This is a genomic window from Mycobacterium sp. 1165178.9, from assembly GCF_001673555.1.
GTDB lineage: Bacteria > Actinomycetota > Actinomycetes > Mycobacteriales > Mycobacteriaceae > Mycobacterium.
In genome coordinates this window covers 1-24,931 of record NZ_LZMB01000460.1, presented here as the reverse complement: position 1 = coordinate 24,931, position 24,931 = coordinate 1, and the positions used below count along the sequence as shown (strand labels likewise).

Sequence of the window (24,931 nt, the reverse complement as noted above, 5' to 3'; positions counted from 1 at the left end):
GCTCGACACGCTTGCCGACGAAATGGGCGTGTATCTGGGCATGTCCACCGTCGCCGCAGCCCGCGAAGAACTGGCCGCGCTGCGGCACTGGGACGGCAAGCGCGCCACGAGCCCGGACGTCGCGGCCGCCGAGCCGGCCCGGCCCGCCGCGGGTGAGGCGGTATTGGCCGGCTGGCGGATGCTGTTGGACAGCGGCCGTTTACAAGACGGCGAGCCGCATCTGGCGGGAACCGCGCGCGAGCCCGTCGCGCGGCTGTCCGCCGATACGGCGGCCGAGATCGGCGCCGCCGATGGCGACGCGGTCACGGTCAGCACGTCGCACGGATCCATCAGCCTGCCGCTGGTGATCACCGATATGCCCGACCGGGTGGTGTGGCTTCCGGTGAACTCGCCCGGTTCGGCGGTGCACCGCCAGCTCGGCGTATCGGTTGGCAGCACAGTCAAGATCGGAGCTGGCTCATGACGGCGTTGACCGCGTTCGGGCACGACACCTGGTGGTTGGTGCTCGGCAAGGCGCTGGCAATCTTCGCATTCCTCATGCTGAACGTGCTGGTGGCGATTCTGCTCGAACGCAAGATCCTCGGCTGGATGCAGTTGCGGCCCGGGCCCAACCGGGCGGGACCATGGGGTGCCCTGCAGAGCCTGGCCGACGGAATCAAGTTGGCGCTCAAGGAAACCATCACCCCGGGCGGCGTCGACAAGTTCGTCTATTTCGCGGCGCCGGTCATCTCCACTATCCCGGCGTTCACCGCCTTCGCGTTCATCCCGTTCGGTCCGGTCGTGTCGGTGTTCGGACACCGCACGCCGCTGCAGCTGACCGACCTGCCGGTCGCGGTGCTGTTCATTCTGGGACTGTCGGCGATCGGTGTGTACGGAATCGTGCTGGGCGGTTGGGCTTCCGGGTCCACCTATCCGCTGCTCGGCGGGGTGCGCTCCACCGCCCAGGTCATCTCCTACGAGGTGGCGATGGGGCTTTCGTTCGCGGCGGTCTTCCTCTACGCCGGCTCGATGTCGACCTCGCAGATCGTCGCAGCGCAGGACCGGGTCTGGTACGTGTTCCTGCTGCTGCCCTCGTTCGTGATCTATCTGATCTCGATGGTCGGCGAAACCAACCGGGCGCCTTTCGATTTGCCCGAGGCCGAGGGCGAGCTCGTCGCGGGATTCCACACCGAGTATTCGTCACTGAAGTTCGCGATGTTCATGCTCGCCGAGTACGTCAACATGATGACGGTCTCGTCCCTGGCCACCGCCTTGTTCTTCGGTGGGTGGCACGCACCGTGGCCGCTGAACATGTGGGCGGGCGCCAACACCGGCTGGTGGCCGGTGCTGTGGTTCACGGCGAAGATGTGGACCTTCCTGTTCATCTACTTCTGGCTGCGGGCCTCGTTGCCCCGGCTGCGCTACGACCAGTTCATGGGTCTGGGCTGGAAGCTGCTGATCCCGGCCTCGCTGGTCTGGGTGCTGATCGCCGCCGTCATTCGCACGCTGCGCAACCAGGGCTTCCAGCACTGGACCCCGATCCTGGTGGCGTGCAGCGTCGTGTTCGCCACGGTGATCGTGCTGTTGCTGCGAAAGCCGTTCAGCGCGCCGGGCATTCGCGCGCTGGAGAAACAGATGCGCCGCGACGCGAAGAAGCTGCCGGCCGCGGAAAGCCCGACACCGGTATTCCCGACACCGCCGCTGCCGATGAAGTCCCTGGCCGCTGCGAGCAAGGAGGAAGCACGTGGCTAAATTCTTGGACGCCGTGGCCGGATTCGGCGTGACGTTCGGATCGATGTTCAAGAAGAACGTCACCGAGGAGTATCCGGAGAAGCCGGGCCCCGTCATGCCGCGCTACCACGGCCGTCACCAGCTGAACCGCTACCCGGACGGTCTGGAGAAGTGCATCGGGTGCGAATTGTGCGCCTGGGCGTGCCCGGCCGACGCCATCTACGTCGAGGGCGCGGACAACACCGAGGAACTGAGGTATTCGCCCGGGGAACGCTACGGCCGGGTCTACCAGATCAACTATCTGCGCTGCATCGGTTGCGGACTGTGCATCGAGGCCTGCCCCACGCGGGCGCTGACCATGACCAACGACTACGAGATGGCCGACGACAACCGCGCGGACCTGATCTACGAGAAGGACCGGCTCCTGGCGCCGCTGCTGCAAGACATGCTCGCGCCGCCGCACCCCAGGGCCGAAGGCGCCACCGACAAGGACTACTACCAAGGCAACGTGACCGCGCAGGGATTGCGGGAGACCCAGCAGGCCGGAGACTCCCAGTGATCGGATTGACCGGCCACGCCGTCGCCGTGGCTTCGAGTTACGCGCAAGACACCATCGTCCGCACGTCCACCGGCGAAGCGGTCGCCTTCTGGGTGCTGGGTGTGGTGGCCGTGCTCGGCGCGATCGGGGTGGTCACCGCCGTCAACGCCGTGTACTCCGCGATGTTCTTGGCGATGACCATGATCATCCTGGCGGTCTTCTACATGATTCAGGACGCGCTGTTCTTGGGTGTGGTCCAAGTCGTGGTCTACACCGGCGCGGTGATGATGCTGTTCTTGTTCGTTCTGATGCTCATCGGTGTGGACTCCGCGGAATCGCTCAAGGAGACGCTGCGCGGCCAGCGGATCGCGGCGGTGGCGGCGGGTATGGGTTTCGGCATTCTGCTCATCGCTGCCATCGGCAACCTGACCACCGGCGGTTTCGCCGGACTCACCACCGCCAACGCCAACGGCAACGTGGAAGGGCTGGCGGCCCTGATCTTTTCGCGGTACCTGTGGGCGTTCGAGCTGACCAGCGCGCTGCTGATCACCGCGGCCATCGGTGCGATGGTGCTGGCGCACCGCGAGCGCTTCGAGCGCCGCAAGACGCAGCGCGAGCTCTCCCAGGAACGATTCCAGGCGGGCGGGCACCCCACCCCGATGCCCAGCCCCGGAGTGTACGCACGCCACAACGCCGTCGACGTGGCCGCGTTGCTGCCGGACGGCTCGTACTCGAAACTTTCGGTGTCGCCGCTGCTGCAAAGTCGCGGCGCCGACGGCAAGAGGACCCCGTCCACCGAGCCGAGCCCGACTCTCTCACAAGGCGGTACGCCGTGAATCCGGCTAATTATCTGTACCTTTCGGCGCTGCTGTTCACTATCGGGGCCTCCGGTGTGTTGTTGCGCCGCAACGCCATCGTCATGTTCATGTGCGTCGAGCTGATGCTCAACGCGGTCAACCTCGCCTTCGTCACGTTCGCGCGGATGCACGGCCAGCTGGACGGGCAGATGATCGCGTTCTTCACGATGGTCGTCGCCGCATGCGAGGTGGTCATCGGCCTGGCCATCATCATGACCATCTTCCGTACCCGCAAGTCGGCATCCGTCGACGACGCGAATCTACTCAAAGGCTGAAGACGCCAACATGACTCAATACACTCCGCTGCTGGTGGCCCTGCCATTGGCGGGCGCCGCAATCCTGCTGTTCGGCGGGCGACGCACCGATCGGTGGGGGCATTGGCTGGGCTGCGCCACCGCGCTGGCCGCTTTCGGGGTGGGCGTGAGCCTGCTCAGCGAGCTGCTCGGCCGCGCCGCCGACGACCGCGTCATCCACCAGAAGGTGTTCAGCTGGATCCCCGTCGGCCAGCTCCAAGTAGACCTCGGGCTGCAAATCGACCAGCTGTCGGTGTGTTTCGTGCTGCTGATTACCGGGGTCGGGTCACTGATCCACATCTATTCGGTCGCGTACATGGCCGAAGATTTCGACCGCCGAAGGTTTTTCGGTTACCTCAACCTTTTCCTGGCGTCGATGCTGCTGCTGGTCGTTGCCGACAACTACGTGGTGCTCTACGTCGGCTGGGAAGGCGTCGGCCTGGCGTCCTACCTGCTGATCGGATTCTGGTATCACAAGCCGACGGCGGCCACCGCGGCCAAGAAAGCGTTCGTGATGAACCGGGTCGGCGATGCCGGCCTGGCCCTGGGAATGTTCTTGATGTTCAGCACTTTCGGCACTCTGTCGTATGCCGGAGTGTTCGCCGGCGCACCGGCCGCCAATCGTGGCGCGCTGACCGCCATGGGACTGCTGTTGCTGCTGGGCGCCTGCGCCAAATCCGCCCAAGTCCCGCTGCAGGCATGGCTGGGTGACGCCATGGAGGGCCCCACCCCGGTGTCCGCGCTGATACACGCCGCCACCATGGTGACCGCCGGCGTGTATCTGATCGTGCGATCCAACCCCCTGTACAACCTGTCCCCCGACGCGCAACTGGCCGTGGTCATCGTGGGTGCGGTCACGCTGCTGCTCGGAGCTTTCATCGGCTGCGCCAAGGACGACATCAAGCGGGCGCTGGCCGCATCGACGATGAGCCAGATCGGCTACATGGTGCTGGCGGCCGGCCTCGGCCCGGCCGGCTATGCCTTCGCGATCATGCACCTGCTCACCCACGGTTTCTTCAAGGCCGGGTTGTTCCTCGGCTCTGGCGCGGTGATTCACGCGATGCACGAAGAACAGGACATGCGCCGCTACGGCGGTTTGCGCGCGGCGCTGCCCATCACGTTCGTCACCTTCGGCCTGGGCTATCTCGCGATCATTGGCGTGCCGCCCTTCGCGGGCTACTTCTCCAAGGACGCCATCATCGAGGCGGCGCTGGCCGCGGGTGGCACCCAGGGTTACCTGCTGGGTGGCGCCGCGTTGCTGGGAGCCGGCGTCACCGCGTTCTACATGACGCGCGTGATGCTCATGACCTTCTTCGGCAAGAAGCGCTGGAGCCCCGGCGCCCACCCACATGAGGCGCCGGCCCTGATGACGTGGCCGATGATCCTGCTCGCCGTCGGCTCGGTGTTCTCCGGTGGCCTGCTGGCGGTGGGGGGCACCCTGCAGAGCTGGCTCGAACCGGTCGTCGGAAAGCACGAGGAAGTAACCCACGCGTTCCCGGCCTGGGTGAGCTCCGCGCTTGCGCTAGGTGTCGTGGTCATCGGCATCGCGGTGGCCTACCGGCTGTACGCGAAGATTCCGATCCCGCGGGTCGCTCCGCTCTCCGTGTCGGCGTTGACGACGGCGGTACGCAGCGACTTCTACGGCGATGCCTTCAACGAGGAGGTCTTCATGCGCCCCGGTGCGCAACTGACTCATGCGCTTGTCGACATCGACAACGCGGGTGTCGACGGCTCGGTCAACGCCCTGGCTGCGCTGGTGAGCTCGACGTCAAATCGGTTGCGCGGGCTGCAGACCGGCTTCGCCCGCAACTACGCCTTATCGATGCTGACGGGCGCGGTACTAGTGGTCGCGCTGATCCTGGCGGTGCGGCTGTGGTGACTCGGGCCGGCGACGATGCGGTGGAAAGCGATGATGAGGAGCGGCGCTGGTGAATAGCGTTCCATGGCTGAGCGTGCTGTGGCTGGTGCCGCTGGTTGGCTCCGTGTTGATCATCCTGATGCCGCCCGGGCTGCGACAGCTCGCCAAGTGGACCGGTCTGGTCTTCGGCGTCCTGACCCTGGCGGCGGCCATCGTCGTCACGGTCGGATTCAAGACCGGCGGCGCGCCTTACCAATTCGTCGAAAAGCATCAGTGGATCCCGGCGTTCGGCGCCGGCTACACCCTGGGTGTCGACGGCATCGCGGTGGTGCTGGTTCTGCTGACGGCCGTGCTGATTCCGGTGCTGCAGGTGGCCGGCTGGAACGACGGGGACGATGGTAGCGACCCGTCAGGTGACGAGCGCAGCCGCGGGGTACACGCCTACATCGCTTTGACGCTGGCCATCGAGTCGATGGTGCTGATCTCGGTCGTCGCCCTCGACGTGTTGCTGTTCTACGTCTTTTTCGAGGCCATGCTCATCCCGATGTACTTCCTGATCGGGGGCTTCGGCGGTCCCGGCAGGTCGCGCGCGGCCGTGAAGTTCTTGTTGTACAACCTGTTCGGTGGCCTGATCATGCTGGCCGCGGTGATCGGGCTGTATGTGGTGACCTCGGAACACGGTTCGGGCACCTTCGACTTCCGCGAGATCGTGGCCGGCGTCGCCTCCGGTCGTTACGGAGCGGACTCCGCGGTGTTCAAGGCGCTGTTCCTGGGCTTCATGTTCGCGTTCGCGATCAAGGCCCCGCTATGGCCGTTCCACCGCTGGCTGCCCGACGCCGCGGTCGAGGCCACCCCTGCCACCGCGGTGCTGATGATGGCGGTCATGGACAAGGTCGGCACCTTCGGCATGCTGCGCTACTGCTTGCAGCTGTTCCCTGGTGCCTCAACGTATTTCCGCCCACTGATCGTCGTGCTGGCGGTCATCGGGGTGATCTACGGCGCAATCGTCGCCATCGGCCAGACCGACATCATGCGGCTGATCGCCTACACGTCGATCTCGCACTTCGGATTCATCATCCTGGGCATCTTCGTGATGACCAGCCAGGGGCAGAGCGGGTCAACGCTGTACATGCTCAACCACGGCTTGTCCACGGCCGCGGTCTTCCTGATCGCCGGATTCCTGATATCGCGGCACGGGAGCCGGGCGATCGCCGACTATGGCGGAGTGCAGAAGGTGGCGCCGATATTGGCGGGCACCTTCCTGGTCTCGGCCATGGCCACCCTGTCACTGCCGGGCCTGGCGCCGTTCATCAGCGAATTCCTGGTCCTGCTGGGCACGTTCAACCGGTACTGGCTGGCCGCCGCGTTCGGGGTCACCGCGCTGGTGCTCTCGGCGGTCTACATGTTGTGGCTGTACCAGCGCGTGATGACCGGGCCGGTCGTCAGCGGCAACGAGAAGATCGCAGATCTGCGCGCGCGCGAATTGATCGTCGTCGCACCGCTGATCGCGCTGCTGCTGGTGCTCGGCATCTACCCTAAGCCCGTGCTCGACATCATCAATCCCGCCGTCGAGAACACCATGACCACCATGGGCCAGCATGACCCCAAGCCGACCGTCCCGGTGGGAACACCCAGACCGGCCGAACTACATCGGACCGCCGAAGGACCACGATGACCCTCCCTACCCCGAGCGTCCAGTACTTCCTGCTCTGCCCGACGCTCATCGTGTTCGGCGTTGCCGTGGTGGGCGTCCTCGCAGAGGCGTTTCTGCCCAGGCGAATTCGCTACACCGCGCAGGTGGCGCTCTCGCTCGCCGGTTTGATCGCGGCGTTCGTCGCGGTCATCGCAGTGAGCCGTTCGATCCAAATCCCGGGTCGGGTCGCGGTTTTGGGCGCCATGGCCATTGACCGTCCGACGCTGTATCTCCAGGGCACGGTGCTGCTGGTCGCGGTGATGGCGGTCATCTTCATCGCCGAGCGCGCCCAGCCCAAAGCCGAGAGCAAGGTGTCCGTGGGAGTCGGCAGGGCCGGCTCGGGCGGCCTGGACTCCTTCACGCCACAGGCATCGGCGGTGCCCGACGGCGACGCCGAGCGCGAGGCCGAGCGGGCCGGGGCCGCCCAGACGGAGTTGTTCCCGCTGGCGCTGCTGTCGGTCGGCGGCATGATGGTCTTCCCCGCGTCCAACGACCTGTTGACCATGTTCGTTGCGCTGGAAGTGTTGTCCCTGCCGCTGTACCTGATGTGCGGCCTGGCCCGCCATCGTCGCCTGCTCTCGCAGGAAGCGGCGATGAAGTACTTTCTGCTGGGCGCGTTTTCGTCGGCGTTCTTCCTCTACGGTGTGGCGCTGCTCTACGGCGCGACCGGCACCCTGCTGCTGACGGGCATCCGTGATGCGTTGGCCGCGCACGGCAACACCTCGATGGCGCTGGTGGGCGTCGCGCTGCTGTCGGTCGGCCTGCTGTTCAAGGTCGGTGCCGTTCCGTTCCACTCGTGGATTCCCGACGTGTACCAGGGCGCGCCCACCCCCATCACCGGGTTCATGGCGGCGGCCACCAAGGTCGCGGCCTTCGGTGCGCTGCTTCGGGTTATCTATGTGGCGCTGCCGCCGCTGCACGATCAGTGGCGCCCGGTGCTGTGGGCCATCTCCATCCTGACCATGGCGGTCGGCACCATCACCGCGGTGAACCAAACCGACGTCAAACGCATGCTGGCCTACTCGTCGGTCGCCCACGTCGGATTCATCCTCACCGGCGTCATCGCCGATAACCACACGGGCCTGTCGTCCACGTTGTTCTACCTGCTGGCCTACAGCTTCAGCACCGTGGGCGCGTTCGCGATCGTCGGCCTGATCCGCGACGCCGACGGAGTCGAAGACGCCACCCTTTCGCACTGGGCGGGACTGGGGCAGCGCTCACCCATTGTGGGCGTGATGTTTTCGATGTTCTTGTTGGCGTTCGCCGGCATCCCCCTGACGAGTGGATTCGTCAGCAAGCTGGCGGTCTTCAAGGCCGCGGCCCAGGGCGGGGCCGCACCCCTGGTGATCGTCGGGGTGGTCGCCAGCGGAGTCGCCGCGTACTTCTATGTGCGGGTGATCGTGTCGATGTTCTTCACCGAGGCGACCGAGGACACCCCACACGTGGTGACGCCGGGCTTTTTGAGCAAGGCCGCCATCGCGGTGTGCGCCGCTGTCACCGTGGCGCTCGGTATCTTCCCGCAGCCGCTGCTCGATCTGGCCGACCAGGCCGCCGAGCTGCTGCACTGACGCGTGGTTTGACGTCTTCGGTCAGCTCATGAACGGCCGGATTGCCAACAGGTAGATCACCAATGCCCCCAGCGGGGCCACCAGCGGCAACCACGGCAGCTGCAGCGGAAACGACGTCGCAACCAGCCCGGCGAACGTAAAGCCCACGGCGCCGGCGGCCGTCGGCCAGCTGTCCAGCACCACCGGGGCGGACGCGCCGACCGCATGGCGGCACACCAGGTAGGCGGCGGCGCACAAACCGGACAGCGCGACGAATATCACCGACGGGTTGGACAGCGTTGCAGTAACCGCGGCCAGCAGCACGGCAACCGTTGCGGCAGGCCGGAATACGACGCCAACCGCGACCGCAGCCAGCGCCGCCACCCATTCAACCACCGCGGAGCCATGCCAACCGTCGGCGACCAGGCCCACCATGAGTAGACCGAAGCCCGTCGCGAACGTTGGCGCCCCCACCCGCGTCAGTGCGCTCGCACCCTTATCCACGAAGCCTCCCCCGCACTCGCCGGCGGCGATCCGGTATCACACCCATGGACTGCTCCAGACCGCTGTCGCCCGGCCACGATACGATGTCCACACCGATGGTGGCCATGTCGCGATACATGGCGGAGCGCTGCAGCGCCCACATCCGATCCACGAGCGGATCCTGCTCGTCTTCGAACGGCGAACGATCGAGAATGTCGACGGCAAGCACGACATGGCCTCGCTTGCGCAGATTGATCAGGGCCAAGGCGAATTCGGTGTCGAGCAGGGTGGAGAACGCGATGACGATCGCCCCGGCGGGAACCGCCGCGCGCGGCGCCAATGTGCCCGTGGTGTGTTCGAAGCGGTCACCGGCGTTCAGGACGGTATCGAGCACCCGATAAAACTGGCGCTGCCCGATGTCCGCGCCCAGCCAACGCGGATGGTTGCCCCCGAGAGCGACGATGCCGGCCCGATCGCCGTGACGCAATGCGGTTTGCACCACCTGCGCCGCCCCGCGCACGACGCGTTCGGTGGCCTCGGTCGCCGGACCCGCGGGCTGCCGGTAGCCATCGATCAAGACCACCACGTCGGCGGCGCGGTCGGTCAATCGCTGTGTCACATGCAGTTGGCCGCGGCGCGCGCTTACCGGCCAATTCACCGCGCGCAGTTGGTCGCCGGGCACATAGAGGCGGATGTCGGCGTACTCCACACCTGGACCGATATGGCGGGTCAGGTGGGCGCCCAACCGGTCGAGCAGCTCGGTCTGCGGGATGGGCGTCTGCTGTGGCGGCGTCAAGGGAAACACGATGACCTCGGCGGCCCCCACAGTGGCTGCGCCGGTGAGCAGCCCACCACGGGCAACGACGTCGACGCGAGCCCCAATGGAATACCGGCCCCAGCGCCGCGCGGTCGTCGTGACCGTTTGCTCCTGGGCCGCATCGGATTCGGCGGTTTCGATCTCCATGCCCGCGATGTCCGGAACCGTGACCCGGACTGCCGAAGTCCCGCCTTCCCCGGTCGCCCACACCCGGATGTGGGCCTGCTCGTTTTCGAAGCAACGCTGGGCGTCGGGCTCGCCATGCACCCGAATCGTTGGGACCGGCCGCTGCCAGCTGATCGAGCACAGCACGCCGAGCAGCGGTGCCGCGAAGGCGATCAGCTGCCACCGTGCGCCGATCACGGCGGCGGCCATCGCAAACCCCGTACACGTTGCGATCGCTCGTGTCAATTCCGATGCACGCCAGCGGAACTCGACCTCCACGCCGGGCGTCACGCCGGGTTCTCTCCAGTGCCGGCGCCGGTTCGCGGCACAGGTAGGCGGTGCAGCAGCTCTCCAATCACGTCCGCGCCCTGGATCTTTCGTACCCACATTTCGGGGCGCAGGGTGATTCGGTGTGAGACTGCCGCGATAGCCAGCGCCTTTACATCCTCGGGGATGACGTAGTCGCGGCCGAGCAGCAGCGCGCGGGCTCGGGCGAGTTGCACGAGGTCGAGTTCGGCGCGTGGGCTGGCGCCCACCGCAACCTGCGGATGGTGTCGCGTCGCATTGGCCAGCGACACCACATAGTGCAGGACGTCTTCGTGCACGGTCACCTGCTCGACCGATTCACGCATGGCCAGCAGGTCGTGCGCGTCCACGACTTGGTTGACCGTCGGTTCCGCCGAACCGCGCTCGAGGCGGCGGCGCAGCATCGAGGTCTCGTCTCGCTCGTTGAGATACCGCAGTTCCAACCGGATCGCGAACCGGTCGAGTTGCGCCTCGGGTAACGGGTACGTGCCTTCGTATTCGATCGGGTTGTCGGTGGCCAGCACGATGAAAGGCTTTGGCAGCTGGTGCGTTTCGCCGTCGATGCTGACCTGTCCCTCGGCCATCGCCTCCAGCAGCGCCGCCTGGGTTTTCGGCGGTGTGCGATTGATCTCGTCGGCCAAGAGCAAGTTGGTGAAGATAGGGCCGGGCCGGAACGCGAAGCGGCCGGACTGCATGTCGTAGATCGTCGAGCCGAGCAGGTCGGCCGGCAACAGATCGGGCGTGAACTGCACCCGGGTGAATTGCAGCCCCAGCGCGGCGGCAAAGGATCTCGCGATCAGCGTCTTACCCAGGCCGGGCAGGTCTTCGATGAGGATGTGGCCGCGCGCGAGGACCGTAGTGAGGATGAGCCGCAGCGCGGAGCGCTTTCCCACCACCACGCGTTCTATTTCGTCGAGAATCGCCTCGCAGTGGGCGGTCGTGGTTGCGGCCGGCAGCGTCATGTTGGGATCGCGCCTCCTGTCATACCTGCTCCAGCTTTTGCAGAATCTCTTGCAGCGCCGCACGGCCCGGACCGGGTTGGCGGTCACCGGTGCGCGTGACGTTGTTGGGATTGACCCATTCCCACAGTTCCGGTCCGAAGAGGATGCGCCCGGTTGCGTGGAATGACACCGGGTCCTTCGACTGCCTTTGGCCAGTTGTCATCTCGTAACGGCGCGCGAGCATCGGGCGCAGATGGCGGTCCCAGTCGGCCCGAGTGGACTCCGACCACCGAATCGTCGTCTCGGTGGCGGACAGCCAACGACGCAACGAATCCCCGAGATCGTCGACGTCCGGATCCGCATCGGCATCGAATCCACGTGCTAGCGCACGACGCAGGCTGAGCAGCACCAAAGCCAGCCCCAGGCCGGAGGCCGCCAACACCCACCGACGATCATGCTGCGTCAGTGCCAACAGTTCTATGCCGATGATGAGGCAAACGCCCAGGGACGTAATCTTTTTCATGTCATGCTCCGAGAGCCCAGCTCGGTGAGGACCAATCGCAGGACGCGCACCGCGACGTCGCGATGGCCCTCGTTCATCACGTGGGGGCTGAACCGCGCCTCGGCGAACAGGTTCACCAACTGGACGGCATTGTCGGCATGCAGAGCGTGGTGCTCGACCGCGCGGGCCAGCACCTCGGTCGGTGTGTCGAACTCCTGGGGTACTGCGCCGGGAACTTGGGCGAGTTCACGTTCCATCGCGGCATAGCAGGCGATGATCGCCTCTCGCGGCTCCCGGCTCAGGTCGGTCATCTCGTCCAATCCACGCTGGGCCGCTCGCGCCAGGGACTCCGATCGCGCGGGGGGCGCCGTGGATTCGGCCGGATCGTCGGCGATGGCCGGAGCCGTCGGGCGCCAGCGCCGCCGTGCCGACGCGACCGTCCCGACGACGAACATCACCAACATGGCAACGGTGCAGGCGAGCAGGATCCCCAGCATGTTCTGCGACGCGTCGCGAGGACGGTGCGGATGCTGCGGCGGGGGCTGTGCGGGCGCCTGCGTCGACGGTGCCGCACCGCTGTCGGGCTGTGACGGGCCGGGAGCGACGCCATGGGGCAGGAACCGGGTCAGCAATATCACGATCAGCAGCCAGGCCACGATCACGGCGAGTCCGATCAACAACACGCGCCAGCTGGGTCGTCCCCTGCCGGTGCCCAGCATGTCGGACAGCCGGCCGGCACTCGGAGCGGGGGCACGGGGGTCGCGCAAGCGCGCGACCACGGCGACGGCGATCAACGCGAGCGTCACGGCGAGAATCGCTACGACGAAGGCGAGCGCCGCCCGGCCGCCGGACTCGCTCCGAGTCGCATCGTGAGGGGCGGGAAGGTAGCCACGCAGGGCGGCAGCGACCAGGAGCAGCAGAACGATCAGGGCAACGGCTCGCCCTGTCGGCTTGTCCATACCAGGCATTGGCACGCCACTCGGTTGGTTGTTGCGGCACTGGCTTTCCTCATACTTGCACGTCAGGCGGCCCTAGGGCCAGGACCCGCGTTGCCGCTTATCCACAGTCAGCGATTCATCCACATGTTCTTCTAGGTCACCTTGCATTCGAACGCTTGTTCGATACCGTGGAGTGCGTGGGCCTTTTCATGAGCGCGGAACAGGCGCGCGAGCGAATGTGCTCCGCGCTCGACGCGATCGATGCGGCCCACGAGGTGCTGCGCCAGACCCCGTCGGACGTGGTCGGCAACGGCTTCCGGGTTGAATGCGCCGAACGACTGGAAGCCCAGGGCCGCCTCAATCGGGGCCTGATGTATCGGGTCTTCGGCGAAATCGCCGATCCTCCGGACGAGGCAGGGTGCGTTCCGTCGGTGCGCAGCATGTTATGGGCGCGGCTGCGCATCCCGCCCCGAGAAGTCACGCGCCGCTTCAGACTCGCGGCCCGCCTACGGTCGCGACGTTCGCTGACCGGCGCACCATTGGAACCCGAGCTCCCGGCGTTGGCCGAGGCGGTGGCCGCCGGCGCGGTCGGCGAGGACCATATCCGCGCCGTGTGTGCCGCGGTCGACACGTTGCCCTCCCGCGTCTCCCCCGCCGATGTTGCCGACGCGGAGCGCACGCTGGTGCGGCATGCGACCAAGCTCGACGCCGCCGTGGTCACCAGGCTGGGCCACCGAATCGCCGACTATCTCAATCCCGATGGCCGTTTCACCGAAGCCGATCGGGCCCGCCGTCGCGGTGTGCACCTGAGCCCGCAAGGGCCAGACGGGATGTCGCGGCTCACCGGACTGCTGGATCCCGAGGCTCGGGCCTATTTCGAAGCCCTCGAAGCTGCGGTGCGGCCCGGCCGCCATCAGACCTCCGACAGCGATCCCGAGGCGCGCGACGAGCGCACCCCGGCCCAACGCTGTCACGACGCCCTCAAGCTCGGACTCGAGACCGCCATCGCCTCAGGCGGTCTCGGGATGCACCGGGGGCATCCCGTCACCGTAGTCGTCACCGCCACGTTGGCCGAACTCGACCGGGCCGCGCACGCCGCGGGCGATCCATCAGTCCAGATGCCCGCGCCGGCGCGGACCGGCGGCGGTTCACGATTGCCGATGCCGGATCTGATTCGGATGTCCACCAAGGCAATCCACTACCTCGCCGTGTTCGACGAGCACACCGGCCGGCCGTTATACCTGGGCAGGCAAAAGCGCATCGCCACCGCGGACCAACGGCTCATCTGCTACGCCCGGGACCGCGGCTGCACCCACCCCAACTGCCTGGAACCCGGGTATCACTGCGAGGTGCACCATGCGCGCGAATGGGCCGACGGAGGCCCGACCGACGCGGACAACCTGTTCTTCGCCTGCGCGTCGGACCACGGCGCGGTGGGCAGGGGCGAACAGCGCACCACGGTCGCCCGCAACGGGCGACTCGGCTGGACCGACAGGAACGGACCGCCCCTCGTCAATCACGCACACCACCCCGACGAGCTCCTGCGGGGCGATCCCGATCCGCCTGAAGGTGAACGATCCTGAAGGTGAATGATGTTGTGTCGCCGCGATCGTCAACGCGGTGACCGCTCGCGCGCCCGCCTAGTCCACCGCGAAGGGACGGAAGCTGCCGTCGAGGACCTGGAGGTGACCGATGGTGCGCCCGGTTACCTTGGCGGGATCGACCAGAGCCAATTCGACCGCCGCGCGGGCGAATTCATCCTCCGAAGCGGTCTCGTCGAAGTTGCGGGCATAGTACGAAAGCCCTGGTGTGAGAATTGGTTTGGACGGCGAAAGCGCGTTGACCGCGATGTTGTGGTCGGCGAGATCGAAGGCCGCGCACTGGGTGAGGTGCTCGAGCGCGGCTTTGGATCCGCCGTAGCCCGGCAGCACCCCGCCGCTGCGGTCGGCGTACGGGCCGTCACCGGGCAATCGCGACGCGACCGAGGTGATGTTGATGATCGAGCCGCCACCCGCCTCGATCATGTCGGGGCACACCATCTGCATCAGTTCGTAAGCCGCGAAAACGGCGATGTCGAAATGCCGGCGGTAGGCATGCAGGGGCGTGCTCACGAACCCAGGCCAGCCGGGTTTGGCGGCGGCACCCGCATTGGCGGCACCCGCATTGGCGGCACCTGCTTTGGCGGCACCCGCATTGGTGGCACTTGCTGTAGCGGCTTTGTCGCGTCGCTGCCCACCGGGTGCCGGTGGCCGCCCGGGGGCGGTGAAGGCCGCGTTGTTGATCAGAATTCCGATGGGGCCCAACGCCTCTCGCGCCGTCGCCACCAGCCCGGCGATCTGATCGCGGTCGGTCAAATCGGCGCGGACCGCAACGGCGCGCCCGCCGGCCGCCTCGACGTCGGCGACCGTCTCGCCGATGGTCCCCGGGAGCCGGTCATCCCATACCTCTTCGGTACGCCCGGCAACCGCCACCGCGGCGCCGTCGGCTGCCAGGGCCAGCGCGATCGCCCGGCCCAGGCCGCGGCTGGCGCCGGTGACGATCGCGGCGCGGCCCGCCAGCCGCCCCGTCATCGCCGCACCCCATGCACCACGATGGCTGTGGTTTGCTCCACCCACGCGTCGTCGAGTTCTTCTTCCGGACGCAGCAGCATCCGCAGCATCGTCGCTCCCCCGATCAACTCGATCAGACGGTCCGGATCCACATCGGGATGGGCTTCGCCCCGGTCAACCGCCTCCCGCAGTCGCACCCGCACCGCGGTGAACAGGTCCACGAATCGCGACATCACCCGCGCATTGAGCGCGGGATCGGCCGTCATGTCGGCGACCAGACCGGGCAGCGCGGCGCGCACCACCGGGGTGGTGAACACGTCGCGCGTGGCCTCGACCATCATCCGCATGTCGGCGGCGATGTCCCCCGCCGGCGACTCCAGCGCGGTCGGGGCCGTCGGGAAGGCCGCCTCGTGCACCAGTTCGGCCTTGCTCGACCAGCGCCGGTACAGCGCTGATTTCGTGGTGCCGGCGCGCTCGGCGACCGCGGCCAGACTGATGTTGGAATAGCCCGTTTTGACAAGCAGTTCTGCGGTCGCCGATAGGATCGCCGAGTCGATACGTGGATCGCGCGGGCGGCCGGCGCCGGAGGCCTTGTCAAGGCCGGACGGGTCTGCTTTCATAACGCTACCTACCGTATCGTAATTGCCTCAACGAAGGAGGCACCTTATGGCAACAGAACCGGCGGTCGACAACATCGACCGGCTCCAGCGCTCCAGCCGCGACGTCACGACGTTGCCGACGGTGCTGTCACGCTGGCTTTCCACCGTACTGCCCGACGGCGCGAATCCCGAGGTCATCGTGGAGAGCGGCGTGGACTCCACGGGCATGTCGTCCGAGACGATCATCCTGACGACCCGCTGGCAGCAGGACGGGCGATCGACCGAACAGAAGTTGGTGGCCCGGGTGGCGCCCACGGCCGAGGACGTGCAGGTGTTTCCCACCTATCGCCTCGACCACCAATTCGACGTCATCCGCAAAGTGGGCGAGCTGACCGACGTGCCCGTGCCCCGGGTGCGCTGGCTGGAGAACACCGGCGAAATCCTCGGCACACCGTTCTTCGTGATGGATTACGTCGAGGGCGAGGTGCCGCCCGACGTCATGCCGTATACGTTCGGGGGCAACTGGTTCGCCGACGCCCCCGCCGAGCGGCAGCGTGAACTGCAGGACGCCACCGTGGGCGTACTGGCCACATTGCACTCGATTCCGAACGCGCAGAGCACGTTTGGCTTTCTCACCGAGGGGCAACCCGGAGACACCGCAATGCGCAGGCATTTCAACTGGGTGCGGTCCTGGTATGACTTCGCGGTGCCGGACATCGGGCGATCGCCGTTACTGGAGCGGACTTTCGACTGGCTGGAAGCCAATTGGCCGGCCGAGGCGGCCGCAGCCGAGCCCGTGCTGCTGTGGGGCGACGCCCGGGTGGGCAACGTGTTGTACAACGACTTCCGGCCGGTGGCGGTGCTGGACTGGGAAATGGTGACGTTGGGACCACGTGAGCTTGACGTGGCGTGGATGATATTCGCGCACATGGTATTTCAAGAACTCGCCGCCCTGGCCACGCTGCCGGGCTTGCCAGGTGTGATGCGCGAGGAGGACGTGCGCGCCACCTATGCGCGGCTGGCCGGCGCCGAAGTCGGCGACTTGCACTGGTTTTACGTGTATTCGGGCGTGATGTGGGCCTGTGTGTTCATGCGCACCGGAGCTCGGCGGGTTCACTTCGGCGAGACCGAGAAACCCGACGATGTCGAATCGCTGTTCTACCACGCAGGATTGATGCGCCGCTTAATCGGAGAGAGTCCCATCGGAGAGGACCAGTAATGCTCGGACCGCTCGACGAGTTCCCGGTACATCAGATTCCCCAGCCGATCGCGTGGCCGGGCTCCTCGGACCGCAATTTCTACGATCGCTCCTACTTCAACGCCCACGACCGCACCGGAAATATTTTCGTGATCAGCGGCATCGGCTACTACCCCAACCTGGGGGTCAAGGATGCGTTCCTGCTCGTCAGGCGCGGCGACACCCAGACCGCCGTACACGTTTCCGACGCCATCGACCAAGACCGGCTCAACCAGCGCGTCAACGGTTACCGCGTCGAGGTCATCGAGCCGCTGCACCACCTACGCATCGTCCTCGACGAAACCGAAGGCATCGCAGCCGATCTCACCTGGAAGGGGCTTTTCGACGTCGTTCAGGAGCAGCCGCACGTCCTGCGATCGGGCAACCGAGTCACGCTGGACGCGCAACGTTTTGCGCAGCTGGGCAGCTGGAGCGGTCGCATCTTCATCGACGGCGAGGAAATCACCGTCGATCCCAAAACCTGGCTGGGCAGCCGCGACCGGTCCTGGGGCATCCGTCCGATCGGCGAGGCCGAGCCCGCCGGCCGGCCCGCGGACCCGCCCTTCGAGGGCATGTGGTGGCTGTACGTGCCCATGGCTTTCGACGATTTCGCGATCGTACTCATCATCCAGGAGGAGCCCAACGGGTTCCGCTCGCTCAACGACTGCACCCGGATCTGGCGCGACGGCCGCGTCGAGCAGCTGGGTTGGCCGCGGGTCAAGATCCACTACCGCTCCGGCACCCGCATCCCGACCGGTGCGACCATCGATGCCACCACCCCCGATGGCACCCCGGTGCACTTCGACGTGGAGTCCAAGCTGCCGGTGCCCATTCACGTCGGCGGCGGCTACGGCGGCGACTCCGACTGGATACACGGCATGTGGAAGGGCGAGAAGTTCGCCGAGCGGCTGACCTACGACATGACCGATCCGGCCATCATCGGCCGAGCGGGCTTCGGCGTGATCGACCATGTCGGCCGCGCGGTCTGCCGTGACGGCGACGGCGAGCCGGTCGAGGGCTGGGGCCTTTACGAGCACGGCGCGTTGGGCCGGCACGACCCATCCGGATTCAAAGATTGGCTGACGGTTTCGCCGTAGCCACGCCAACGGTCATGCCATAACCGCGATGCGAACGCCGAGCGGTTCTGCCGTTGGCTTGCACGATTTGCCAATGGAAATCGTAGAAATGCGGTTCACTAGACCGCGTGCCGAAACCCCCGCGGATTGTCGACGTTGTCGTCGTCGGGGCGGGCTTTGCCGGACTCGCCGCCGCGCGCGAGCTGTCCCAACAAGGCCACGACGTGGTGGTTTTCGAAGGCCGTGACCGAGTCGGTGGACGGTCGCTGACCGGGAGCGTCGCCGGATTGCCCGCCGATCTGGGCGGCACATTCGTCGGGCCGACCCAGGACGCCGTGTTGGCGATGGCGGCCGAGCTCGACGTCCCGACCACCCCGACGCACCACGACGGAAAGAACCTCATTCATTGGCGCGGGTGGACGCACGCGTATCACGGCACCATCCCCAAACTTTCGCTGACCGGGCTGCTGGACATCGGACGATTGCGGTGGCAGTTCGACAGGATTGCCCGCAGCATTCCGCTGGCGGCGCCCTGGGATGCCCGCCGTGCCCACGAACTCGACGGCTTGTCGCTCGGCGGCTGGTTGCGCTCGGTGCGCGCGACCGCTTCGTCGCACGACCTGCTCGCGATCGTGGCGCGCGTGACGTGGGGGTGTGAACCCGACGACGTGTCGATGCTGCACGCCGCCCGTTACGCGCACGCGGCGGGCGGCCTGGACCGGCTGCTCGACGTCGAGGACGGTGCCCAACAGGACCGCTTCCCGGGTGGCACGCAACAGATCGCCGAGGCCGCGGCGGCCGAACTAGGCACCCGGGTGGTGCTCAACGCGCCGGTCCGCCGAATCGAGCGCCACGGCGCGGGGGTCACCGTCACAACCGATCTCGGCGAGACCGAGGCCGGATTCGTCATCGTCGCGATCCCGCCCGCCCATCGCGCCTCGATCGAGTTCACTCCCCCGTTGCCCGCCGAGTACGAGCAACTCGCCCGGCATTGGCCGCAGGGCCGGCTCAGCAAGGCGTACGCGGCCTATTCCACGCCGTTTTGGCGGACCAACGGATTTTCCGGACAGGCGCTGTCCGACCAGGGTCCCGTCTTCATCACCTTCGATGTCAGTCCGCACCCGGACGGCCCCGGCATCCTGATGGGTTTCGTCGACGCCCGCGCTTTTGACTCGCTACCCAGCGATCAGCGCCGCCGCGACGCATTGCGTTGCTTTGCAACGCTTTTCGGCGACGACGCGCTCAAACCTCTGGACTATGTCGATCATCGTTGGGGGGTGGAGGAATTCGCGCCCGGCGGCCCCACCGCCGCGGTGCCACCGGGGTCGTGGACGCGGTTCGGGCCGTGGTTGCGCGAACCGGTCGGCCCGATTCACTGGGCCGGCACCGAAACCGCCGACGAGTGGACCGGGTTCCTCGACGGGGCGATCCGCTCCGGGCAGCGCGCCGCCGCCGAGATCACCGCCCTGTTATGAGCTGATTCGGCGGGTGGCCGCGTTGTGGACCGCCATTTCGGCGAGGCCGCGCAAGTGGCGATTCACCTCGCGCGGGTGTTCCAGCATCGAGCAGTGACCGCCGGGCAGTTCAACCAGCTCGATCAGGTTGGGCGCGGTGCGTGCGATCGTGCGGGACTGACTGATCGGGGTCAACCGATCGCGTGCGCTGCCGATGACCAGCGTCGGCACGGTCAGCCCGTCCAGATTCAAATACCGAGACCCCAGTGACGTCACCAGCGCCCTCGCGCAGCCGGCCCGTCCCGCCGGTGATGTGTTCTCGAAGAGCTCGTAGACGAGCCTGGCGACACTCGGGTCGGCGTCTCGTCCGGTGGCCAGCATCGCCACCGCATACCGGCTAGGGACGCGGGCGGCACGCGGGAGCGGAAACCCACCGAACGCGCTGATCAGGGTGCGCCCGGCGAGAACTCGCGCCGGCGACAACCCGTAGGGCGCCGGCAGCAGTTGCACCTTCCGGATCAGATCACCGGTGGTGGTGTTGATCAGCGCGACGGCGTCGGCGCGGCGGGGAACCTTGTGGCGGTAGCGCTCAGACCACGCGGCGATGGTGATGCCACCCATCGAGTGACCCGCCAACACGGCCCTTTCGTGCGGCGCCAGGGTCGCATCCAGCACCGAATCCAGGTCGGAGGCAAGGTGTTTGAGGCTGTAGTCCTTACGTCGTGGCACGCCGCTTCGTCCATGGCCGCGATGATCGAACGCGATCACCCGGTAGTCGTTGGACAGGTCGGCGATCTGATATGCCCACGCCCGGATCGCGCAGGTGATGCCGTGGATCAAGACAATCGGATAACCGTCGGGCGGCCCGAACACCTCCGCGTGCAGCCGGGTGCCGTCGGCCGCCTGTACCGGCACGGTCTGACTCGGCGGCAGCCGGTCGGGGAACTGGTCAACTGGGCGAGCCAATCGTCGAGCACTCATTACCGCTCCCCCCTCGAACGCGGCCCCGTTGCCGCAGCTAAGGATGAGACGATCTTATGCCCAAGTTCGGTCCTTTTTTGGCAAATCCAACAAGCGGTTCTTATTAAATGCTTAGACCTGCTGCCTCAGCGTGGTGTGCGGGCTTTGGCCGTACGTCTGCCGGTAGAGCACCGCGAATCGCCCGGTGTGTGCGAATCCCCACCGCTGAGCGATTTCGGTGACCGTCGAGGTGGCGCTCGTCGCCGCGATCAGATCTTGATGGGCGTGACTGAGCCGAACACGACGCATGTACTCGGTCGGCGTCGTGTCGAGCTGCCGGCGGAAGAGATACTGGACCGCTCGGGGCGTCAGATGCACCGCGGCGGCCACCTCGTTGATGCCGATGTCCTGAGCGCTGTGGCGGTGGATGAAAGACACCGCCTCCTTCAGGGTTTCGGGCAGCGCGAGATCACTGGCCGGGTCTTGCTCGGTTAGGTTGGACGGGAAGCACTCGAGCAGCGCGCCGGCGAGCAGGCCGGCCATCCCCGCGGCGATCAGCGGCTGGTGGGCGGTGTCGGCGCAGGCCAAGGCGCCGACCACATAATCCAGCGCCCGGTGCCACGCCCGCACGGCGGCGCGGGAACGTGGCCGCCAGTTCACGAACTGAGTCGGCTGCCCTAACGACGTCTGCCAATCCGCGGCGACTTTGTTCAGCACGTCCGCCCCGACGCTCACCACGTCGAAACGTGCCTCATTGCAGTGCAATACGCACGGCATGCCGTGAGCGACGAGAATCGGGAAGTCCGCCGTGGCGAGGGGACCACCCGCGACACTCAGCGATCCCGCACGCGGCTGGATTACCACAATGGTTTCATCAGCTGCAATCTCGAGAATCACACGTCCCTGAATTATCACCTCGTCGACGGTCGTCGAGCCGGCATCACTGCGCCGGTGTGACACCGCGTGGCTCACAAGCCCCGAGATTCGCCAGGCGGGCTGATACGCGGCGACGAAGAATCGCCGCGCCTCATGTGCATCGGCGGTGCGAAACTGCTTGTATTGCACTACGACCGGACGAAAGCCGTGTTCTGGATCGCGCCCGAGCACAGGATGGCCCGCGCAGTAGTCGGACCGAGTACCGTCCGGCGATTCTGGCGGAGAACCGATTGCCGGACCCGAAGTCTTGGTGCCGGGTCCGCTCGTCACGACTGTCATGGCCGGCCTGGATGAATTACCGCGGACGACGTCGTCATCGCGTCACCGCGGGTCGCAAGCCGATCGGTGCCCGATCTGGCGACCCGATGTTTTCATAAATGTTGAGCGCATCAAGCGCAATCCGCTCCCATGCGAAGCGTGACATCGCGCGATTGCGGCCCGCCGCACCCATGCTCTCGCATTGAAAGCTTTGTGCGAGAAGTCTTCTCAATGCCGCGGCCACCGCGATGGGGTTCTCCGGCGGCACGATGAGACCGGTGATGTCGTCGAGTACGACGTCGGCCAGGACTCCGACGGCGGCCGCGACGACTGCCATACCGGTGGCCATGGCCTGCAGCACGGCGGCGGCCCGCGGCGGCTCCCGGGGAGTGCACACCGCGACGTCGGCGGACCGGATTAAACTCGGCAGCTCGCCATCGGCAACCGTGCCGGCAAAGCGGACCCGGTCGGCGACGCCCAGCTCCACAGCCTGATATTGCAGCCGAGCTCGCGCGTCGTTGTGGCCGCCGTTGGTGGCGTCATGCTCCGCAATCACCAGCTCCGCACCACGCACCTTGGGCAAAGCGCGGATGGCGATGTCGATCCCGTTGCACCACTGCGGATTTGGTGTGACGCAGATAATGCGTCGCACGCCGTCATGCGACACCGTCGGATGAGTCGGCGCGTAGCGCAACGCGTCCACTCCGCAAGTCAATGCGGACACCCGCGTGCGGCCGTGACGCAGCCGGGCCAGCGCGTCTAAGTCGTCGCTGCTCTCGCCCGTCACCCAGGCCGCGCTGCGCGCCAGGAGCGGCTCGACGCGCCGACGTCCGGCGTTGTCCTCCGCGTCGGCTTGCCCACGCGAGGTCGCGGCCAGACCCAGAAACGTCTGCGCGACGGGGATACGCCGACGGCGAGCGGCCAACTGAGCGGCCAGGCCGCCCAGCCAGCCATAGGCATGCACGACGTCGGGCTGCTCTCTTGCCCAGGCGCGCTCGAGTTTGGCCGCCCAATCCCCCACATAGGGCAGTAAGTCGACGGACGACGCGGGCCTGCGTGGGCCGATGGGAACCGACAGGCAGCGGTAGTACCCCTCGGCGGCCGCCTGAACCGAGCGCCGAGCGGCTCGTCGGAGATACACTGTCGCGTCATGCCCCTGGGCCGCCAGGGCTGCACAGAGCTGCTCCGGGTCCTCCCCGACGACGTCATCGCCGCTGACAATTGCAATCCTCAACCGCAATCCCTCCGCGCGCCATCGTCCATCCACCAACAGTAGGTGAAATACCCTGCCCGATATTTACGAAACGGACCGAAGCGCCTTCGCAGGCTGGCCCAAGATTCGCCTACCGGCTATCGGTGAGCTGCTCAAACGCGCATGCGCGACATCGTCCACCGCAGCACTGTGGCGGCCGGTCGATAAGGAGGAGACTTAAGAGGTGACGACCGACCAGCATGGCCCAGGTGTTCAGCTGGTGGTCCTGCTGGCGTCGGCAGGTGGCTTGGAACCTCTGTCGACCGTATTGCGAGGTTTGCCTTGCGACTTTCCCGCCGCCGTCGTCGTGCAACAACACCTGGGCGGTCACGACAGCCTGCTGGCCAAGATCTTGCACAGGCAAACGGGACGCGAGATCGCTTGGGCAAAGGACGGAATGGTTCTGCGTCCCGGACAGGTGGTCGTCTGTCCACCGGCGGTACTGCTACAACTGACCTCGAAGGGCCGCTGCCGCCTTCAGGATGCGCAGAGGCATCAGGCGCTGGCGTTCGATGTGCTGCTGGCATCGATCGCCACCTCGTACGGGCCGAGAAGCGTTGCCGTGGTGCTGTCGGGTTCCGGACACGACGGCGCGGCGGGCACCGTCGCGATGAAGCTGGCCGGCGCAGTGGTCATCGCCCAAAGCCCAGAGACGGCGCAGTACCCGTCAATGCCGATCGCTGCCGCGCGCGCCGGCGCTGATCTGGTTTTGGACCTCGCCGAAATCGCCGACGTGCTCAGCGGCATCGTCGGAGGGGCGGCGCTTCCCCCCCGGCGAGAAACGCCGGCACCTACTCCGGTGACCGAACCTAATACGGCCCCCGCGACGTACGACGTTCTCGATCGGCTGCGCCCGGAGTTCGCGACCAACAGCGCGGCGGCCCGGGGCGAGCTCGCCCGCCTGCGTGCGGCCGAGCTCGAACGCCGCCGCAAGGAGCTGACGGTGGGATTCGGCGCCACGCGGGAGACGGTGGCCATGGCGCGGCGTCGGGCCCAGGAGTCCCGTTCCCGCGCCCTGCTGGCTCATCAGGCAGCCGACGAGGCATCGAGCCGGTGGCCAGCCAAAGCACCGGGTCACCGCACCGCGGGCGCCTAACCGACAACCTCCATCAGCAGAAGTGCCCCGCCGACCGTCCCCTCGGCCGAACGGAACGACGTGCAGGTGATGCGCACCGTCGCCGGCCGGCCGCGCCGGTTGACCGCCTCGACCACGACTTCGCCGGAGCTCTCCGGGTCCACGAAAGCGTTGCCGATCAGGGGCCGCACAGCCTCAAGCGGCAGGCCGATGTCCAGGTTCGTCAGCCCTGTCCCCATCGTCTCCTCTGCGCGCAGCCCCCAAAGCTCTTCGCAGCCGCGGTTCCACAGGATCACCTTCGTTTCCCGGTCGACCACCACCATGCCCATCTGAACCGAGTCGATCAACGAATCCTGGAAGTGTTTGGCTTCGTCGAGTTCCAGGCTGCGCTCGCGCAACATGTCGTTGATGGTGTGCAGTTCGTCGTTGGTGGACTGCAGCTCCTCGTTCATGGTCTCGAGTTCTTCGTTGGTGGACTGCAGCTCCTCGTTCGTCGTTTCGAGTTCCTCGACGGTGGATTGCAGTTCCTCATTGGTGGTTTCGAGTTCTTCGTTGGTGGACTGCAGCTCTTCGTACGCCGCCTCCAGCTGGCGGTTGGTTTGGACGACCTTGTCCAGCAGCGCGCGGGTGGCAGTGACGTCAAAGAACACGATTGACACACCGAGCAAGCCGTTCTCGGCGTCGACCAATGGATTGACGTGGATCTCGAACCACACCGTCTCGGCACCCGGTCGCTGCCATTTGACGTCCTGGATCCGCGCCGAGCGCCGCTCAACCTTGGCCTGCTCCAGGTAGGCGCGCAACTCGACCGGGCGGTACGAAACCTCGAGGTCACGCAGCAGTCGGCCGATGTCGCGGGCGGAGAGCATCTTCGGGCCTGTCTCTTA

23 protein-coding genes and 1 pseudogene are annotated in these 24,931 nt (G+C 66.6%); 13 read left to right on the top strand and 11 right to left on the bottom strand.

Translation table 11 applies throughout. From position 1 onward, the window contains the following. The 8 genes from A5652_RS19785 to nuoN all read left to right on the top strand — a co-directional run. The coding region (locus A5652_RS19785; protein WP_304441780.1) for a molybdopterin dinucleotide binding domain-containing protein at window positions 1–463 on the top strand (463 nt) is incomplete at its 5' end. 5 nt (window positions 464–468) lie between these two features. Continuing rightward, a complete protein-coding gene (nuoH, locus tag A5652_RS19780) occupies window positions 469–1,731 on the top strand; it encodes an NADH-quinone oxidoreductase subunit NuoH (RefSeq protein ID WP_067355393.1) in 1,263 nt (420 codons plus the stop codon). Next, on the top strand, window positions 1,724–2,269 hold the full coding sequence (nuoI, locus tag A5652_RS19775; protein ID WP_067355379.1) for an NADH-quinone oxidoreductase subunit NuoI: 546 nt from the start codon (window positions 1,724–1,726) through the stop codon (window positions 2,267–2,269). Before nuoH ends, nuoI begins: the two co-directional genes overlap by 8 nt. A 26-nt stretch (window positions 2,270–2,295) precedes the next feature. Continuing rightward, a complete protein-coding gene (locus A5652_RS19770; protein ID WP_067355390.1) occupies window positions 2,296–3,084 on the top strand; it encodes an NADH-quinone oxidoreductase subunit J in 789 nt (262 codons plus the stop codon). Beyond that, the gene (gene nuoK / locus A5652_RS19765) at window positions 3,081–3,380 is read left to right on the top strand and encodes an NADH-quinone oxidoreductase subunit NuoK (RefSeq protein WP_067355374.1); all 300 of its coding nucleotides are present in this window, start codon (window positions 3,081–3,083) and stop codon (window positions 3,378–3,380) included. The genes A5652_RS19770 and nuoK overlap by 4 nt, the downstream gene beginning before the upstream one ends. Window positions 3,381–3,390: 10 nt before the next feature. Then, window positions 3,391–5,277 (top strand): NADH-quinone oxidoreductase subunit L, encoded by a 1,887-nt coding sequence (gene nuoL, locus A5652_RS19760; RefSeq protein WP_067355370.1) that lies wholly within the window; start codon window positions 3,391–3,393, stop codon window positions 5,275–5,277. Window positions 5,278–5,326: 49 nt separating this feature from the next. After that, on the top strand, window positions 5,327–6,931 hold the full coding sequence (locus A5652_RS19755) for an NADH-quinone oxidoreductase subunit M (RefSeq protein ID WP_197514025.1): 1,605 nt from the start codon (window positions 5,327–5,329) through the stop codon (window positions 6,929–6,931). Beyond that, a complete protein-coding gene (nuoN, locus tag A5652_RS19750) occupies window positions 6,928–8,517 on the top strand; it encodes an NADH-quinone oxidoreductase subunit NuoN (RefSeq protein ID WP_067355364.1) in 1,590 nt (529 codons plus the stop codon). Before A5652_RS19755 ends, nuoN begins: the two co-directional genes overlap by 4 nt. Window positions 8,518–8,538: 21 nt before the next feature. On the opposite strand, the gene A5652_RS19745 is transcribed toward nuoN, so the two are convergent. The 5 genes from A5652_RS19745 to A5652_RS19725 form a co-directional block, all read right to left on the bottom strand. Then, window positions 8,539–8,931, bottom strand: coding sequence for a hypothetical protein (locus A5652_RS19745; RefSeq protein ID WP_369805833.1), 393 nt, complete (start codon window positions 8,929–8,931; stop codon window positions 8,539–8,541). A gap of 61 nt (window positions 8,932–8,992) precedes the next feature. Next, window positions 8,993–10,252, bottom strand: coding sequence for a DUF58 domain-containing protein (locus A5652_RS19740; protein ID WP_067355357.1), 1,260 nt, complete (start codon window positions 10,250–10,252; stop codon window positions 8,993–8,995). After that, window positions 10,249–11,229, bottom strand: a complete 981-nt coding sequence (locus A5652_RS19735; protein WP_067355354.1) for a MoxR family ATPase — start codon at window positions 11,227–11,229, stop codon at window positions 10,249–10,251. The genes A5652_RS19740 and A5652_RS19735 overlap by 4 nt, the downstream gene beginning before the upstream one ends. A gap of 19 nt (window positions 11,230–11,248) precedes the next feature. Then, window positions 11,249–11,731 (bottom strand): hypothetical protein, encoded by a 483-nt coding sequence (locus A5652_RS19730; RefSeq protein ID WP_067355350.1) that lies wholly within the window; start codon window positions 11,729–11,731, stop codon window positions 11,249–11,251. Next, entirely contained in the window at window positions 11,728–12,669 is a 942-nt protein-coding gene (locus A5652_RS19725) for a DUF4129 domain-containing protein (protein WP_067355347.1), read from the bottom strand. The genes A5652_RS19730 and A5652_RS19725 overlap by 4 nt, the downstream gene beginning before the upstream one ends. Before the next feature lie 176 nt (window positions 12,670–12,845). Here A5652_RS19725 and A5652_RS19720 point away from each other — a divergent pair, with 176 nt between their 5' ends. Next, window positions 12,846–14,231, top strand: a complete 1,386-nt coding sequence (locus A5652_RS19720; RefSeq protein WP_067355388.1) for an HNH endonuclease signature motif containing protein — start codon at window positions 12,846–12,848, stop codon at window positions 14,229–14,231. Window positions 14,232–14,288: 57 nt separating this feature from the next. On the opposite strand, the gene A5652_RS19715 is transcribed toward A5652_RS19720, so the two are convergent. Both A5652_RS19715 and A5652_RS19710 read right to left on the bottom strand, forming a co-directional pair. After that, entirely contained in the window at window positions 14,289–15,218 is a 930-nt protein-coding gene (locus A5652_RS19715) for an SDR family NAD(P)-dependent oxidoreductase (RefSeq protein WP_067355344.1), read from the bottom strand. Beyond that, a complete protein-coding gene (locus A5652_RS19710; RefSeq protein ID WP_067355341.1) occupies window positions 15,215–15,817 on the bottom strand; it encodes a TetR/AcrR family transcriptional regulator in 603 nt (200 codons plus the stop codon). Before A5652_RS19710 ends, A5652_RS19715 begins: the two co-directional genes overlap by 4 nt. 46 nt (window positions 15,818–15,863) lie before the next feature. Between A5652_RS19710 and A5652_RS19705 the strand changes: the two genes are divergently transcribed. The 3 genes from A5652_RS19705 to A5652_RS19695 all read left to right on the top strand — a co-directional run bounded on the left by A5652_RS19705 (window position 15,864) and on the right by A5652_RS19695 (window position 19,584). Next, the gene (locus tag A5652_RS19705) at window positions 15,864–17,015 is read left to right on the top strand and encodes a phosphotransferase family protein (RefSeq protein ID WP_067355337.1); all 1,152 of its coding nucleotides are present in this window, start codon (window positions 15,864–15,866) and stop codon (window positions 17,013–17,015) included. Further along, window positions 17,015–18,130 carry a hypothetical protein gene (locus A5652_RS19700; protein ID WP_067355334.1) on the top strand — a complete coding sequence of 372 codons (1,116 nt, stop codon included), beginning with the start codon at window positions 17,015–17,017 and terminating at the stop codon, window positions 18,128–18,130. The genes A5652_RS19705 and A5652_RS19700 overlap by 1 nt, the downstream gene beginning before the upstream one ends. 107 nt (window positions 18,131–18,237) lie before the next feature. Further along, the gene (locus A5652_RS19695) at window positions 18,238–19,584 is read left to right on the top strand and encodes a flavin monoamine oxidase family protein (RefSeq protein WP_067355332.1); all 1,347 of its coding nucleotides are present in this window, start codon (window positions 18,238–18,240) and stop codon (window positions 19,582–19,584) included. Here A5652_RS19695 and A5652_RS19690 read toward each other — a convergent pair. The 3 genes from A5652_RS19690 to A5652_RS19680 all read right to left on the bottom strand — a co-directional run bounded on the left by A5652_RS19690 (window position 19,579) and on the right by A5652_RS19680 (window position 22,951). Continuing rightward, entirely contained in the window at window positions 19,579–20,544 is a 966-nt protein-coding gene (locus A5652_RS19690; RefSeq protein WP_067355328.1) for an alpha/beta fold hydrolase, read from the bottom strand. The two genes, A5652_RS19695 and A5652_RS19690, sit on opposite strands and share 6 nt — an antisense overlap. A gap of 111 nt (window positions 20,545–20,655) precedes the next feature. Next, window positions 20,656–21,738: an AraC family transcriptional regulator gene (locus tag A5652_RS19685; protein ID WP_067355326.1), complete on the bottom strand. Its 1,083-nt coding sequence runs from the start codon at window positions 21,736–21,738 to the stop codon at window positions 20,656–20,658. Window positions 21,739–21,772: 34 nt separating this feature from the next. After that, on the bottom strand, window positions 21,773–22,951 hold the full coding sequence (locus tag A5652_RS19680) for a glycosyltransferase (protein WP_067355385.1): 1,179 nt from the start codon (window positions 22,949–22,951) through the stop codon (window positions 21,773–21,775). A gap of 202 nt (window positions 22,952–23,153) precedes the next feature. Between A5652_RS19680 and A5652_RS19675 the strand changes: the two genes are divergently transcribed. Then, complete coding sequence (locus A5652_RS19675; RefSeq protein ID WP_067355323.1) at window positions 23,154–24,065, top strand: chemotaxis protein CheB; 912 nt, start codon at window positions 23,154–23,156, stop codon at window positions 24,063–24,065. Here the strand turns inward: A5652_RS19675 and A5652_RS19670 are convergent. Continuing rightward, window positions 24,062–24,910 (bottom strand): annotated as a pseudogene (locus A5652_RS19670) (PAS domain-containing protein); the annotation flags it as partial. The gene A5652_RS19675 and the pseudogene A5652_RS19670 overlap by 4 nt on opposite strands. Window positions 24,911–24,931 lie beyond the last annotated feature (21 nt).